Raw genomic sequence first — 14754 nt, 5'->3', positions numbered from 1 at the left:
GACCTGGTGCTAAGTCATTAGAAATCTTACTAAATAATCCTTTTGCCCAGGATTTTTAGTTAATATTCTCAATAAAGATATTATCGGCTAAGTCACATAAATAATGTGCTAGTTTGAATTGCCAATCTTTACGAGTATCTGCTACTTTCTCGTGCAATCTAGCTATTTTGGTTTGGAGTTTTAACCAATTCTTAGACCCTTTAGTTTTAGATTTTAGTCTTCTTTGTAGCAATTTAAGCTTACTCATGACCTCTAATAAAAACCTTGGCGCTTTGATTAATTCTCCTCTAGACGTGGCTATAAACGATTCTATTCCTGCATCTATTCCTAATGAAATATCACCTATCGGATTATCTGGAACTGATTCTTCTGATTGAAAACAAATCATCAGATAATAACCGCTCGCTTTCTTGACTACTCTTATCTGTTTGGGAGTAAACCCTGCAGGATATTCTCTAGATTGTTTGATATTTACCCAACCGATTTGAGGTAGTTTTACCCTATTTGCCCCTAAACAATTTTTAGGAAGCTGAGGGAAAACAAAGCTTTTCAGGTTTCTTTTGAATCTGGGAAAGCCAAAACTCTTAGCTTTCATATCAGCCAACGCTTTATCAACAGTTTTTAATACCTGTTGCAACACTTGAGCGTTAACAGTTTTTAACCGGGGGAAATGTTTTTTTGCTTTGGTTAATTGTTTGGCTTGGTGGTAATAATTGGGATAAGGAGCGTCAGCAGAGATAATGTATTCTGATTTTAGTGAACACGCATTTACAGGTGACTTTCGGCTGTTAATCCAATCTTTTCTCTCTGCTACCGCAAAGTTATAAACACTTTTGCACACAGATAAAATTTCTTCTATCTGTGCTATTTGCTGGGCGTTTAGGTTTAACTTGTATTGGTAGTTAAGAGTAATCACTTGCTTTAACGATTTGTTTGTTATACTGCTATAATACACTTACTGCTTTAAAATTTCAATCAATTATAATAAAGGGTTTAGGTCAGTCTATAAACTTACTGCTCACGTTGTTTTAGTGACAAAATATCGTCAAAAAGCAATTTCAGAACAGGTATTATTGAGGCTAAAAGAAATCTTGACAGAAACCTTGTGTAAATGGAAATGTGATTTAATTGAGTTTAATGGAGAGTCTGACCATATTCATTTAGTGATTGAGTACAAACCAGATATATCTTTACCGAAGACAGCAAAAAGACAAATTGGAATTATATCTTGCTTCAACCTCGACCATTTCAAATTCCAGGCCGCTTCAAACAGCAGTGGCGGTAGAAAAATTAATAGAATCAATTCAGGCGAAAGATTGACCAATCGCACATCTGCCAACGCCAGCCCTAATCCCACAATTACTAGCAGCAGCGTATAAGGAATTCGGCGAAACCAGCTTATAATTTGTGGCAGAGTGGCCACACTCAAAGAAACCGAAAGCACTAGCAAAAATTGCTTCAGATTCTCTTCTATCACAACTTCCTGTAGGCTCGTCTCTATCATTCTTCAAATTCCGATTTGTAATTATTTGGACATTGTTGAGAAAAAAGGCTGGATTCTTAAAAAAATTACAGGAGGTCATCGCGCATTATAACGGGAGTACTCTCACGCGATTAAGATAGGAACTAATTGAGAATCAGATTCACGTACAGTTAATTTTCCTAGGGATAATTCCCGTCGCCATTGATAACCTTGTTTCCAAGCGCGATATTTAGTTGCATTCCAACGCGGATTAGCTGGATATCCTGCGAAACCAGAACGTAGTGCAGCATGGTTTTCAGCAGGGATTTGAGTATAGATCCAGATCTTGTCGGTTAGATCTACTACGATGAGGCTGTTTTGACCTAATTTAACCACAGAGCTCACCCCCTTTCTTATTTATTTTTGGTTATCTTAACCTTATCATAAATATTAAAATTTGTAAACTTGATCACTAAATTTTTTAAATTAGTACACTTGTACGGTTATTTAAGAAAAACTATTTCTTGTTCATTCGATAAACTTTCATTGTAATTATAACCTAATAAACCTGAATAATCTTTTAGTTGTGAAGGGTCATAAATTTTATTTTTAATAATCCAATTAGTCATTAATCCTCTACTTTTCTTAGCTAGTAATCCAATGGTTTTCAACTTGCCATCTCTGATTTCTTTAAAAGAAACTTTAAGAATAGGATAAGGGAAATACTTAGGGTTAATAACCCGATAATATTCATCAGAAGCAAGGTTGATTAAAACTTTTGTTTGGTGTTTTTCTAACTCTCGATTTAAATATTTGCTAACTTTTTCTGTCCAAAACTTAGAGAGATTTTCTGATTTTAACCGCGTATTCATCTCCAGTCTATAGGGTCTAATTTGATCAAGAGGACGTAAAATACCATAAAGTCCCGAGATAATCCTTAAATGTTCTTGGGCAAATAAATAATCAGTATCTTGGAATTTCTCAATTTCTAATTGTTGAAAAACATCTCCTCGATAAGCTAAAATTGCTGCTTGTTTTTGAGTAGTGGTAAATGATTGATATCTTTGATAATTTAAAGTTGCTAAAGATTCACTAACTTGCAATATTTTTCCTAGTTGTTCAGTTGATAAAGTTTGTAGATAATTAACTAAAAATTGTTCCTCTTCTTGAAAAATTGGTCGAGTTATTTGAGGAACTGTCAAAATATCGTCAAATACTAAGGTTTTAGCGGAAGAGAGAATTAATAACATTATTAGCCTGGATAACTGTTTAATCAAAAATATAACAGTAAAACCTAGGGGTTAGGTAGAACGGTAGAACGGTGTTATTATCCCTATATATCATACTTCCCATCTCCCTACTCCCCCTCTCCCCATCTCCCCCATCTCCCCTCGAACCACACGCACCTATTTAAGCATCTTCATCGTGAGCATAACGTCGATAAAGGAAATCTAGAGCATAATTACGTAATTCGTAATAACGAGGATCTTCAGAGAGACGATCGCGATTTCTTGGACGAGCAAAAGGAATATCAAGGATTTCGCCTATTTTAGCAGATGGACCATTGGTCATCATTACGAGGCGATCGCTTAAAAATAAAGCTTCGTCGATATCATGAGTAACCATTAACACGGTTAAACTATTTTGTTGCCAAATTTTGATTAACTCTTCTTGTAACTCTTCTTTAGTAATCGCGTCTAAAGCGCCAAAAGGTTCATCAAGTATTAAAACTTGGGGACAAATAGCCAACGCACGAGCGATCGCCACTCTTTGTTTCATTCCTCCCGACATTTGTTGTGGTTTTTTATGAGCAGCTTCAGTCAAACCTACCATAGCTAGGTGTTCTTCTACGATAGCCACTTTATCAGCCTTAGACTTACCAGGGAAGACGGTATTAACCGCGAGATAAACATTATCAAAAGCGGTTTTCCAAGGAAGTAAAGCATAATTTTGAAAAACCATCATGCGATCGGGACCTGGTTGAGTTACCCTAACGTTATCTACCGTCACCTTTCCCGAACTAGGTTGATTAAATCCCGATACCATATTCAGTAGAGTAGATTTTCCACAACCTGAGTGACCAATAAAACAAACGAATTCACCTTCAGCGATGGTCAAATTAACGCCATCTAAAACGGGATAAGGACCATTAGGAGTCAGATAAACCTTAGAAACGTCCTCAATAACGAGAAAATTAGCTTTTTTCTGGGAGTCTAGTTGATTATATGCTTGCACTTGAGTCATTTTATTTACTTGCTGAGATTAGGAATAACTAAAGGGATTTCTTGAACCGAGAATTCACGACAAATATTGAAACGTTCTAGATAACCCACAGGATCATCAGGATTAAAGACCATTCCGTCAAAAAGCTTGATGTTACTGCGATTAGGTTGAAGATTAGGTAAATCTAGTTGACGACAAGCTTCACCGTATAAATCTGTACGTCTGACTCTAGTAACTACTTCTTGCCAATTTTTAGGAAAAGGAGTGTATCCCCAACGAGCTAATTGAGTTAGAATCCATAAAGCCTCAGTTTCACTAGGATAAGTACTCTGTTCTACAAAAAATTGATTAAAACGATAGAGAGACACAGGTGCGGTATCTCGTCCATAATCATAAGGATCAATAAAACCAGGACGAGTATATTCTGGTGCAGATCCTACATATTCAGGTTTAACCAGTAAAGCTAAGATTTCTTCTCGGTTACGCGGATCATCGCAATATTCACAAGCGCGTAAAAGGGCTTTAATCAAAGCTAGATGAGTTTGGGGGTATTTAGCAACCCAATCCTCTCTTACTCCTAAGACTTTTTCGGGGTGACTATTCCAGATATCTAAATCTGTAGCGACTACAAAACCGAGATTTTCATGTACAGCTAAGGAATTCCAAGGCTCACCCACGCAATAACCATCGATATTACCCGCTTTGAGATTATGCACCATTTGTGATGGTGGAATGACTACTAGATTAACATCGTTATCGGGGTCGATTTCTCCTGATGCTAACCAATAACGTAAGAGTAAATTGTGCATCGATGCGGGGTGTACCATCCCGAGGGAATGAATGGTATCTGGTGTTTTGCTGATGGCTGCTTTTAAATCACTGGCGTTGTTAACGTCAGTAAATTTATTACCTAGGGTAATAGCGTTGCCATTGCGACTTAACACCATCGCACTAACCATAGGGATAGGTTGTTTACCACCTGCGCCAATAGTCATACCTAGAGGCATCCCTGCTACCATTTGTGCGCCGTCTAAACGTCCTTCGGCTACACCTTTGGCGATCGCTTTCCAACTTGGTTCACGACACAGAGTAACTTGTTCTAAACCTTCTTCTTGAAAGAATCCTTTTTCTAAAGCTACTACTAGGGGTGCGCAATCTGTTAGGGGAATAAACCCTAATTCTAGATTGATTTTTTCTAAACCATTACTAGATGTAACTGCTTGAGGTATGCCAACTTTTTGACGAGAACGTTTTTGTTGTTGTAGGAAGTAAACTATTTCTCCTCTGAGTGCGTAGTAACTAGGATGGTTAACTACTTCTAGACGCTGACGAGGATGAGGGATGGCTACTTCTAGTATTTGTCCAATCTGGGCTTCAGGACCTGTGGTTAACATCACTATGCGATCTGATAGTAATAAAGCTTCGTCAACGTCGTGAGTTACCATGATGCAAGTGACGTTATTTTCTTGGACTATTTCGGCTAGTTTTTGTTGTAGATTACCTCGGGTTAAAGCGTCTAAAGCGCCGAAGGGTTCATCTAATAAGAGTACTTTGGGACGTATGGCTAAAGCGCGGGCGATCGCCACTCTTTGTTTCATTCCTCCAGACAATTCCCGAGGGTGTTTATGGGCTGCGTGTTGTAATCCTACTAACTCGATATTGTGTTCAACTATGCCCTTTCTTTCTCCCTTGGGTAGATGTCTCATGACTCTATTAACCGCCAAAGCAATATTTTGTCTGACTGTTAACCAAGGTAAGAGAGAGTAGTTTTGAAAGACTACCATGCGATCGGGACCAGGTCCACGTACTTCTCTTCCTTCGAGGATTACTCCTCCTTCGGTGGGTTGATCTAATCCCGCGACGATATTGAGTAGGGTTGATTTACCACAACCTGAGTGACCAATCAGAGAGATAAATTCACCTTGATTTATTTTGAAATCAATATTTTTCAGGGCAATATAATTACCACCATCAGCCAAAGGAAAAACGCGATGTACGTGATCTATATCTATAAGTGGAAGCATAATTTTATCTACTTTATTTATCACTAGCAACTATCAAATTACTAACTAAACCGACTAATCTATCTAATAACAATCCCACCAATCCTACATAGAGTAAAGCGATAATAATTTCACTCATTCGCGAGCTATTATAAGCATCCCAAATAAAAAAACCTATTCCGACTCCACCTACTAACATTTCTGCTGCTACAATCGCTAACCAAGATAACCCTATCCCGATACGTAAACCAGTAAAAATATAGGGAAGTGAAGAGGGTATAAGAATATTGAAAAAATACTCTATTTTGGATAAGCGCAAGACTTTAGCCACGTTTTGATAGTCTTGAGGTATTTGTTGAACCCCAACGGTTGTATTAATAATTATTGGCCAAATTGCGGTGATAAAAATTACGAAAATTGCCGATGGTTCTGATTGTCTTAAAGCAGCTAGAGAGATAGGTAACCAAGCTAAAGGAGGAATGGTTCTTAAGACTTGAAAAACAGGATCTAACGCATCGAAAACCAAAGATATACTACCGATTAACACTCCTAAAACTATCCCAACTATAGCAGCTAAAGAAAAACCTATAGCAACTCTTCTTAAGCTGGCTAATATTTGCCAAAACAAGCCTTTATCTGTTCCACCATTATCAAAAAATGGGTTAATAATTAGTGGATCATAGGTTTCTTTAATCACCGTAATTGGGGAAGGTAGGTTAGGTTTTTCTCCCATAGTTAGTAGCTGCCAAATAAGTAGTAAAACTGCTATAGCTACGATAGGTGCAATAATTTTTTGACGATTTTGCACAAAAAAACTGACAATTTTGTTACTTTTTCTGCGGGTTAAAACAGTAGTCATTTATCTGATTTCTCCTTAATCTTAAACTTTTTTGATTTTTAAACTATCTAGATACCCTTGAGGATTTTCGGGGTCAAATTTTACACCATCAAAAAACTCCTCAACTCCCCGAGAAGTACTAGTAGGAATTTCGGCTTCAGGTACTCCTAAAGTTGCTGCTGCTTCTCTCCACAAATCCTCTCTATTTACTTGTGCAATTAATCCTTGAGTATCGGTATCAGCGGGAATATAACCCCAGCGAATATTTTCTGTTAAAAACCACAAATCATGACTTGGGAAAGGGTAAGAAGCATTATCAGACCAGAATTTCATCGCGTAGGGGAAGTTTTCTTCTACTACTCCATTACCAAAATCGATTGTACCTTGAGCGCGAGGGAGAATATCAGCTACAGGAACTTTAAACCATCTATCCTGAGAAACGATCGTACACATCTCCTCGATATTTTCGGGCTGATCGCACCACTGTTGTGCTTCCATAACAGCCATTAAAATTGCTTTAGCAGCTTTGGGGTTTTGGTCAACCCAATCTTGACGCATTGAGAGGGCTTTTTCGGGGTGATCGTGCCATAATTGTCCTGTGACTAAAGCGGAAAAACCTTCTTGTTGGTTGATTAATTGCGCGTTCCAGGGTTCACCGACACAAAAAGCTTCCATTGTTCCTACTTTCATATTGGCTACCATTTGGGGTGGGGGAATAGGAACTACAGACACTGTACTAGGATCTATACCTCCTGCTGCTAACCAATAACGCATCCACAGATCGTGAGTTCCTCCAGGGAAGGTCATCGCAAAGGTTGCATCTTTTCCTGATGATTTAAGTTGAGCGACAGAATCTTGTAAGATTGAACTATCTAAACCTAGATTTAAACCTTGATAATTGTTACCAACAGAAATTCCTTGTCCGTTGACATTTAATCTGGCTAGAATGTACATAGGTACTGGTTGTTGCGTAATTGTACCTAAAGTCATTTGATAGGGCATAGGTGTTAAAATGTGTGCTCCATCGATTCCACCACCACCTGATCCTAATTCTAGATTATCTCTGGTAACGGGCCAGGAAGCTTGTTTGAGGATTTCTACCTCAGTCATGCCATATTTAGCAAAAAATCCTTTTTCTAGGGCTATAATTAGGGGTGCTGAGTCTGTTAAAGCAATAAACCCTAATTTAGCTTTATTGGTTTCTGGTGCATCACCACTAGCTACCACGGGAGTAGCGGTAGTTGTTGGTGTCTCTGCTGTAGTGTTTGTGTTATGGTCAGGAGCGCTGCAACCGTGGATTACTAATGTTCCAGCGGCTACTGTACTTGCGGTGAACAGAAATTTTCTTCTGGATAATTTACTCATTGATGTTAGTTAATTGTGATAATTTTGGGTAGATAAAGTTTCCTTGAACTGCCTATAGTTCAAGGTATGATTGATTAGTTATAAGTCAAAATGTTGCTTGATTAAGCTATTTTCAAAGTAATAATCTCTCTAGGTCCTTTGTTATTTTAATGTTGAATAAATGTTAAATTTTTGTTTTGTAAATTTTTGTATATTTTGTAACAAATATTTAATTAATATGCGTTTTAAAAATAAGTATTATGCGTTTATTGCATTTTAACTGGTTATCACGGTAAATTTTCTCTTAACCATATTTGTAAATCTTCAAGATTACTAAAGTCTAATAAAGCTTCGGCTAGGTTTTCTACTTGGGTTAAACTTAGTTGGTTAATTTGGGTAGTTATCTGTGTATCTAAATTCCCTAATTTTTTAGTAAGCTGACATAACGCTAAATTAATCTCTCCTTCTCTTCTTCCTTCTTCTCTAGCTCTAGCTTTATCTTCCTGATACAATGGTGCTAATCTCATCATTAACTCTCTCTTCTGGTTTTGCTAAGGTTTGATTAACTTCTAAATTCTTTTGTAAAGTATATAGTATCTCTATAATAGCTGATTTTAAGGGTTCATCTCTTGGTAAACTGAGCAATTCATCGATACCCTGTTGTTGCACTTTTCCTCTTCCCAACAATCTTAACCATAAAGTCTCTTTGGTTACTGTTAGTTGATGTATTACTATAATTCCTGTTCTTAAAGAGTTCGCTAACTGATAAACTCCTGATTCTACTTGTGTTTGTGCTCCAAACTCAGCTAAAATCCTTTTGGATGCTGTTGGGGTAATAATCCAGAGTTTAGGTAACTCAGAGGGAGAGAGACGTTCTTTATTTCTACTGGCTATTCTTTGTAATTGAGAAGTTAAAGCTAAAAGTTTGAGGAGACAATCCCCTATTTCTTTAACAGTTACGGGATTACGATAGGGTTCAAATAAACAAGGAGTAATAGCTAAACGACCAATTAACCCTAATTCAGGGGGTAAAATCCGGGAATTAGGGATAAAATAGAGGTCGATTTCTCTGACTTCATCAGCAACTTGTTTAGCTGTTTCTATTTGACCATAGGGAGTTAGAATAGTCTCTAAATAGTCTTTGCTAAATTGGTCGTAGATAAATCTAGTCAAGGAAATTAAAGTAATTTATGTCCGATGATAATTATACTTGATTTTCTCTTAACCATATGTTGATTGTACTCATCCTTGTTTGTCTCTCGTTGTTAATTTGGGTAATTTTGTTAACCCTGTGGGGTAATTTTTGGTTGTGTAACCAACGTTTAGATAGTCACCAACAACTAGAGTCTTATCCTACTGTCTGTGGGATTATCCCTGCTAGAAATGAAGCAGAAGTGATCGAATCTAGTTTACAATCATTGTTATTGCAGAATTACCCGAGTTGTTTAAGGATTGTCCTCATAGATGACCAAAGTCAAGATAACACGGGAAATCTAGCCCAAAATTTAGCCAAAACTCTTAATCAAGAAGAGAGATTAACTGTAATTAGTGGTCAACCTTTACCCATTGGTTGGACTGGTAAATTATGGGCAATGGAACAGGGTATAAATTATGCTATGATTAATTACCCTGAGGTAGAATATTTTTTCTTTACCGATGCGGATATTCAACATGGAGTCAATACTCTAACTGAGTTAGTTAATCAAGCAAAAAGTAGGGATTTAGCCTTAGTTTCTCTGATGGTAAAATTACGCTGTGAGAGTTTCTGGGAAAAACTATTAATCCCTGCTTTTGTGTTTTTCTTTCAACAATTATACCCTTTTCCCTGGGTGAATCAACCTAAGCGCTCTATGGCTGCTGCTGCAGGAGGTTGTATCTTATTAAAAAGGGAAACCCTGACAGAAATTGGTGGAATAGGGGTTTTAAAAGATGCACTAATTGATGATTGTACTCTAGCCCAAAAAGTAAAATCTAGACAATACCCAATCTGGTTGGGTTTAACTGAAACTAGTTTAAGTTTACGTCCTTATGACTCTTTACAGACAATATGGGATATGGTGGCTAGGACAGCTTATACTCAACTTAATTACTCAGGGTGGTTATTAGTTGGTACAGTCGTAGGAATGATCATAGTGTATCTATTACCACCAATTGGTCTGATCTTAGGAATAGTAGCCAAAGATAAAGTTTTAATAATTTTTAGTGTAATAACTTGGTTACTGATGGCTGTAGCGTACCTTCCTACGGTAAAATTATATCAAGGTTCATTCTGGCGCGCTTTCAGTTTACCTGTAATTGCTTTTTTATATACCCTAATGACTATAGACTCAGCTTGGCGTCATTGGAGGGGTAAAGGTGGCGCGTGGAAAGGACGTATTTATCCTCAAAATTAATCTCAAGTTATTATGTCTGATATTCTTAATGTACCTTCACCCTATCAACTTCGTGCTGAATTAGAAACAGCAATTATTCAAGATTTATTAGGTCCAGTGGAAGGAGAAACCGAAGAAATAGAGGAAAATAGAGTAAGCGATCGCTATTTAGTCGGATTACTTGCTCCCCAAAAACGTACAGAAAAAACTGTAGAAGAACAACCAGAAACACAAGACAATACGGATAGAGAAGAAGGAACAAGCACGGAAGATGGCACAATAGATAGTAATGTACCTCCTGTTGCTAGTACCATGTTTCCCTCTTCTCTGGGTTTAACCTTTTGTGTAGATAGTCAAGTAAATGCAATCAGTATTAGCGCGAGTTGGGGAAGATACGAAAGAGAAAGAAGCGAAATCAATTTTACTGAAAATGGCAATCCCAAAATAGTCTGGAAACGTTACCCTATGGGAGGAGAAACTATCCTAAAGTTAAGAGAAACTAAAGACTATCAATGGGTTGTTAACCCCGAAGAAGCACCTGAAGTCTATGTAAAAACGACAATCAAGAGATTAGAGAATCAAGACTGGATAATTTCCCTATTTTTAGTTAATGCTCAAAAAGAATTATCTAAAAATAAAGATAAATACTGGTTATTTCAACCTAAACTCAAAATTATGGCAGTAGATAAAAGTGCCATTTTTCGACGTACACCCCTCAGCAACGCTATAGATAATCAAGAAGAACAAATTATGGCGATGCTCTACCGTAATCATGTAGAGTTCGCTGTAGGACATGGAATTAATGTACACGCGGAAATCTCCCGAGATAACCCGCAAAAAGCTATTTCTCTGCAAACAACGATTATCCCTCGTTACGAAGTCCCGAAAACCTCACCCCCGAAAATCTCGGAAATACCCGAATTAGAGGGATTGCTGTTAGATATGCAGCAGTTAAGTAATAGTGAGCCTCAACAATTAGAGATTTTGGCACAAGCTTATCAAACTTGGATCGATAAACAAGCACAAAAATTAACGACTTTACCTGAATATGCGGAAATTGGCGCTATTGCTTTAGCTAAATGTCAAAAAACTAAACAACGTATTCAAGCGGGAATAACTACCTTAATCGAGAATCCCCAAGCTAGAGAAGCTTTTCAATTTATGAATCAAGCTATGTATCAACAGAGGATACATTCGATTTATACTGAAAAAAAACGTCGGGGAGAAGATCTCACCCTAGAAGAGATCGATATTCCCCCCAACCGCAGTTGGTATCCTTTTCAGTTAGCTTTTATTTTACTGAATATACCTAGTTTGACAGATTTAGCACACCCCGAACGCAGTAATCTAGAAGAGGCGTGCGCTGATTTACTCTGGTTTCCCACAGGAGGAGGTAAAACCGAAGCTTATCTAGGAGTAGCAGCTTATACCATGGGTATGAGAAGACTTCAAGGAATAATAGGGGATAGACACCCCGCAGGAATAACCGTTTTAATGCGTTACACATTGAGGTTATTGACCTTACAACAGTTTCAACGCTCTACAACCTTGATTTGTGCTTGTGAAAACATTAGAAGACAAGATGAAAGTAAATGGGGTACAGAGCCTTTTCGCATTGGTTTGTGGTTAGGAGGAAAAAGCACCCCTAATCAAACCTCAGGTAGTGAAGACTTTATCAAAAGTATTCGAGGACAACAACAAAAACCAGCCAGTGGCTCACCCCATCAACTAACTAATTGTCCCTGGTGTGGAACTCCTCTTGATCCAGGTAAAGATATTCAGGTAGAATCCTCTAAACAGGGAAGAGGAAGAACTTTCATAAAATGTGGGGAACTTCTCGGAGAATGTCCCTTTAGTACAGGAGAAGGTTTACCCCTTGTAGTAGTAGATGAAGAGATTTATCGCCTTTTGCCCACACTTTTAATCGCTACAGTAGATAAATTCGCCCAAATGCCTTGGAAAGGACCAGTACAGATGCTTTTTGGGCAAATTAGCGGTTATTGTGAAAGACACGGTTTTCGTTCTCCAGATTTAGAAGATAAGGATCAACACAACAAAACTCGTTTTTTACCGGCTGCTAAAACCATCGATCATCTTCTGTTACGTCCGCCAGATTTAATCATCCAAGACGAGTTACACTTGATTAGTGGTCCATTGGGTAGTTTGGTGGGATTATATGAGACTGTAGTAGATAATCTCTGTAGTTGGGAATTAAACGGTAAAACAATCTATCCGAAAATTATCGCTTCTACCGCGACGATTAAACAAGCAGAAAATCAAGTCAAAAAATTGTTCTCCCGTCAATTAGCTATTTTTCCTCCCCAAGGAATCGATATTCAAGATAACTTCTTCTCACGTCAACGACCAACTAACGAAGAAACACCAGGAAGACTATATCTCGGTATTTGTGCACAAGGTAGAAGAATGAAAGCAGTTACTATTAGAGTGTATCTCGCCGCCATGGCTAGTACGCAATATCTTTATAAAAAATATGGTTCAGTAATTGATCCCTGGATGACCTTGGTAGGCTATTTTAATTCCATACGGGAGTTAGGAGGAACAAGACGTTTAGTTGATGATGATATTCGCATTCGTCTCGGTAGAATGAGTCAAAGAGGTTTAGCCGATCGCCAATTACAAGAAATAGAAGAGTTAACCTCTCGCAAAGCTTCTACGGATATTCCCGAGATTTTGGATCGCTTGGAAATACCTTTTAATGATCGTAAAAGCAAGCACAAAAAACCCCTAGATGTAGTCCTAGCTACTAATATGCTCTCAGTAGGAGTAGATGTTAAACGTCTCGGAATGATGGTTGTTTCTGGACAACCGAAAAATACCGCAGAATATATTCAAGCAACCTCTAGGGTAGGGAGAACTTATCCAGGTTTGGTGATTACTGTCTATAATTGGGCTAGACCAAGGGATTTATCCCATTATGAGCGTTTTGAACATTATCACGCTACCTTTTACCAACAAGTAGAAGCTCTCTCAGTGACACCCTTTGCTACTGGTTCTATTTATCGCGGTTTGAGTGCTTTATTGGTATCTCTAGTTAGACTCAGTGATCAGCAGTTGAACAAAAATGAGCAAGCAGGAGAAATCACCGCTGATCATCCTTTATTACAACGAGCTATAGAAGTCATTGCCACTAGAGCAGGTAAAATTGAAAATGAGGAAAAAGAAGCCCAAATCCGCGGGGAATTAACTAGAAAAGTTGCTCTCTGGTTGCGGAAAATCCAAAGTCTCAAGGGTGGAGCTGTATTAAAATACAGAGAAGAAAAAGATGGTACTAGTATTGGTTTACTAGAAATACCAGTAGGTGAGAGTTGGGATGATTTTGCTTGTCCTAATTCCCTGCGCAATGTGGAAACGAGTATTAATCTCATCTTTACTAATCAACCTACAGATGATGACAATATGCGTTTATATGAACCTTTTCACCAGTGAAAACAGCATTAGATTCTCTTAACCAAGGACATTGGTTTAAATTAATTTGTGGTGCTAGTTATGAATACGTACCCACGATTCGTAATCTAGCCCTAGTTTATACTCTCGCAGGGGCTGATTGTATCGATGTCGCCGCTGATCCTGCGGTGATTGCAGCAGCTAGAGAGGGAATCAATGTGGCTACCTCTTTAGGAGCGATCGCTCAATCTCGCGGTTTTCTCTATCAAAATACACCAATATTAATGGTTAGTCTCAACGATGGCGAAGATCCACACTTTCGTAAGGCTTTTTTTGAGTCTAGTCAATGTCCTAGTGATTGTCATCGTCCTTGTGAACAGGTTTGTCCCGTTGACGCTATCTCTTGGGAAGGTGTATTAACCCCACATTGTTATGGTTGTGGTCGTTGTCTCCCTGTTTGTCCTAGTCAACTCATCGAGTCTCGTTCCTACGTCTCTACTCCTGGGGCGATCGCTCCTAGTTTACATCAATTGGGTATTCAAGCTATCGAAATTCATACCCAAGTAGGACGTGAACAGGATTTCTCCCGACTCTGGAAAGCAATTTTACCCTATCAAGAACAACTGCAAATTTTATCGATTAGTTGTCCTGATGGAGATGGTCTCCTTGACTATCTTTACTCTCTCTCTCAAATCGTCAAAACCTTTACAGGTACTTTGATTTGGCAAACCGACGGGAGACCGATGAGTGGTGATATAGGTGCAGGTACTACCCACCCTGCGATTAAACTAGCTACCAAAGTCTTAGCCGCAGGTCTCCCTGGTATGGTACAATTAGCAGGTGGTACTAATGGTTATACTGTCGCTAAATTGCGATCGCACAATCTCCTGAAGACCCCTGATCTTAACTATTATATAGCAGGCGTAGCTTATGGTAGCTACGCTCGTTCTCTTTTATTACCTATCCTAGATACTCTTAACCCTGATCAAGCTGATTTAGAAGTTGATCCCGATTTACTCTGGAAAGCTGTGAAGACAGCTGATACTCTAGTTTCACCACTTAAACACCAGAATAATCAAGATTCGCTAAAATGCTAACAACGAAAAG

General features: G+C 38.2%; 9 protein-coding genes and 4 pseudogenes. 4 read left to right on the top strand and 9 right to left on the bottom strand.

The genetic code is table 11. From position 1 onward, the window contains the following. Positions 1–58: 58 nt before the first annotated feature. Positions 59–916, bottom strand: a pseudogene (locus EA365_06880) (transposase). 52 nt (positions 917–968) lie between these two features. On the opposite strand from EA365_06880, the pseudogene tnpA reads away from it, so the two are divergent. Further along, positions 969–1193: pseudogene (tnpA, locus tag EA365_06875) on the top strand (IS200/IS605 family transposase). On the opposite strand, the pseudogene EA365_06870 reads toward tnpA, so the two are convergent. From EA365_06870 to EA365_06835, 8 genes and pseudogenes are all read right to left on the bottom strand, one after another. Then, positions 1193–1504 (bottom strand): annotated as a pseudogene (locus EA365_06870) (sodium:proton antiporter). The pseudogenes tnpA and EA365_06870 overlap by 1 nt on opposite strands. Before the next feature lie 102 nt (positions 1505–1606). Then, positions 1607–1858: a hypothetical protein gene (locus EA365_06865; protein TVQ45926.1), complete on the bottom strand. Its 252-nt coding sequence runs from the start codon at positions 1856–1858 to the stop codon at positions 1607–1609. 107 nt (positions 1859–1965) lie between these two features. Then, positions 1966–2712: a YaaA family protein gene (locus tag EA365_06860; GenBank protein TVQ45925.1), complete on the bottom strand. Its 747-nt coding sequence runs from the start codon at positions 2710–2712 to the stop codon at positions 1966–1968. A 160-nt stretch (positions 2713–2872) separates the two neighbouring features. Next, positions 2873–3706 (bottom strand): ATP-binding cassette domain-containing protein, encoded by an 834-nt coding sequence (locus EA365_06855; protein TVQ45924.1) that lies wholly within the window; start codon positions 3704–3706, stop codon positions 2873–2875. A gap of 5 nt (positions 3707–3711) precedes the next feature. Then, the gene (locus EA365_06850; protein TVQ45923.1) at positions 3712–5709 is read right to left on the bottom strand and encodes an ATP-binding cassette domain-containing protein; all 1998 of its coding nucleotides are present in this window, start codon (positions 5707–5709) and stop codon (positions 3712–3714) included. Positions 5710–5722: 13 nt separating this feature from the next. Next, positions 5723–6547 carry a nitrate ABC transporter, permease protein gene (gene ntrB / locus EA365_06845; GenBank protein TVQ45922.1) on the bottom strand — a complete coding sequence of 275 codons (825 nt, stop codon included), beginning with the start codon at positions 6545–6547 and terminating at the stop codon, positions 5723–5725. Between the two features lie 21 nt (positions 6548–6568). Then, entirely contained in the window at positions 6569–7891 is a 1323-nt protein-coding gene (locus EA365_06840; GenBank protein TVQ45921.1) for a nitrate ABC transporter substrate-binding protein, read from the bottom strand. A 266-nt stretch (positions 7892–8157) separates the two neighbouring features. Further along, positions 8158–9043 (bottom strand): annotated as a pseudogene (locus EA365_06835) (DUF4351 domain-containing protein). Positions 9044–9099: 56 nt separating this feature from the next. On the opposite strand from EA365_06835, the gene EA365_06830 reads away from it, so the two are divergent. The 3 genes from EA365_06830 to EA365_06820 are packed head-to-tail and all read left to right on the top strand — an operon-like array spanning position 9100 to position 14744. Beyond that, the gene (locus EA365_06830) at positions 9100–10263 is read left to right on the top strand and encodes a glycosyltransferase (GenBank protein ID TVQ45920.1); all 1164 of its coding nucleotides are present in this window, start codon (positions 9100–9102) and stop codon (positions 10261–10263) included. A 12-nt stretch (positions 10264–10275) separates the two neighbouring features. Further along, positions 10276–13689: a helicase gene (locus EA365_06825; GenBank protein TVQ45919.1), complete on the top strand. Its 3414-nt coding sequence runs from the start codon at positions 10276–10278 to the stop codon at positions 13687–13689. Next, positions 13686–14744 carry a 4Fe-4S ferredoxin gene (locus EA365_06820; protein ID TVQ45918.1) on the top strand — a complete coding sequence of 353 codons (1059 nt, stop codon included), beginning with the start codon at positions 13686–13688 and terminating at the stop codon, positions 14742–14744. The genes EA365_06825 and EA365_06820 overlap by 4 nt, the downstream gene beginning before the upstream one ends. Positions 14745–14754: the final 10 nt, after the last annotated feature.

The sequence above is a fragment of the Gloeocapsa sp. DLM2.Bin57 genome, from assembly GCA_007693955.1.
In the GTDB taxonomy this organism is placed as follows: Bacteria; Cyanobacteriota; Cyanobacteriia; order Cyanobacteriales; family Gloeocapsaceae; genus Gloeocapsa.
The sequence above is the reverse complement of the archived record's forward strand: the minus strand, read 5'-3'. Positions and strand labels throughout refer to the sequence as shown.

What these genes read in the sequence shown, in the direction of transcription:
- EA365_06860 (TVQ45925.1), bottom strand. Translation starts at nt 2,712, where the DNA reads ATGTTATTAATTCTCTCTTCCGCTAAAACCTTAGTATTTGACGATATT.
- EA365_06855 (TVQ45924.1), bottom strand. Translation starts at nt 3,706, where the DNA reads ATGACTCAAGTGCAAGCATATAATCAACTAGACTCCCAGAAAAAAGCT.
- EA365_06850 (TVQ45923.1), bottom strand. Translation starts at nt 5,709, where the DNA reads ATGCTTCCACTTATAGATATAGATCACGTACATCGCGTTTTTCCTTTG.
- ntrB (TVQ45922.1), bottom strand. Translation starts at nt 6,547, where the DNA reads ATGACTACTGTTTTAACCCGCAGAAAAAGTAACAAAATTGTCAGTTTT.
- EA365_06840 (TVQ45921.1), bottom strand. Translation starts at nt 7,891, where the DNA reads ATGAGTAAATTATCCAGAAGAAAATTTCTGTTCACCGCAAGTACAGTA.
- EA365_06830 (TVQ45920.1), top strand. Translation starts at nt 9,100, where the DNA reads ATGTTGATTGTACTCATCCTTGTTTGTCTCTCGTTGTTAATTTGGGTA.
- EA365_06825 (TVQ45919.1), top strand. Translation starts at nt 10,276, where the DNA reads ATGTCTGATATTCTTAATGTACCTTCACCCTATCAACTTCGTGCTGAA.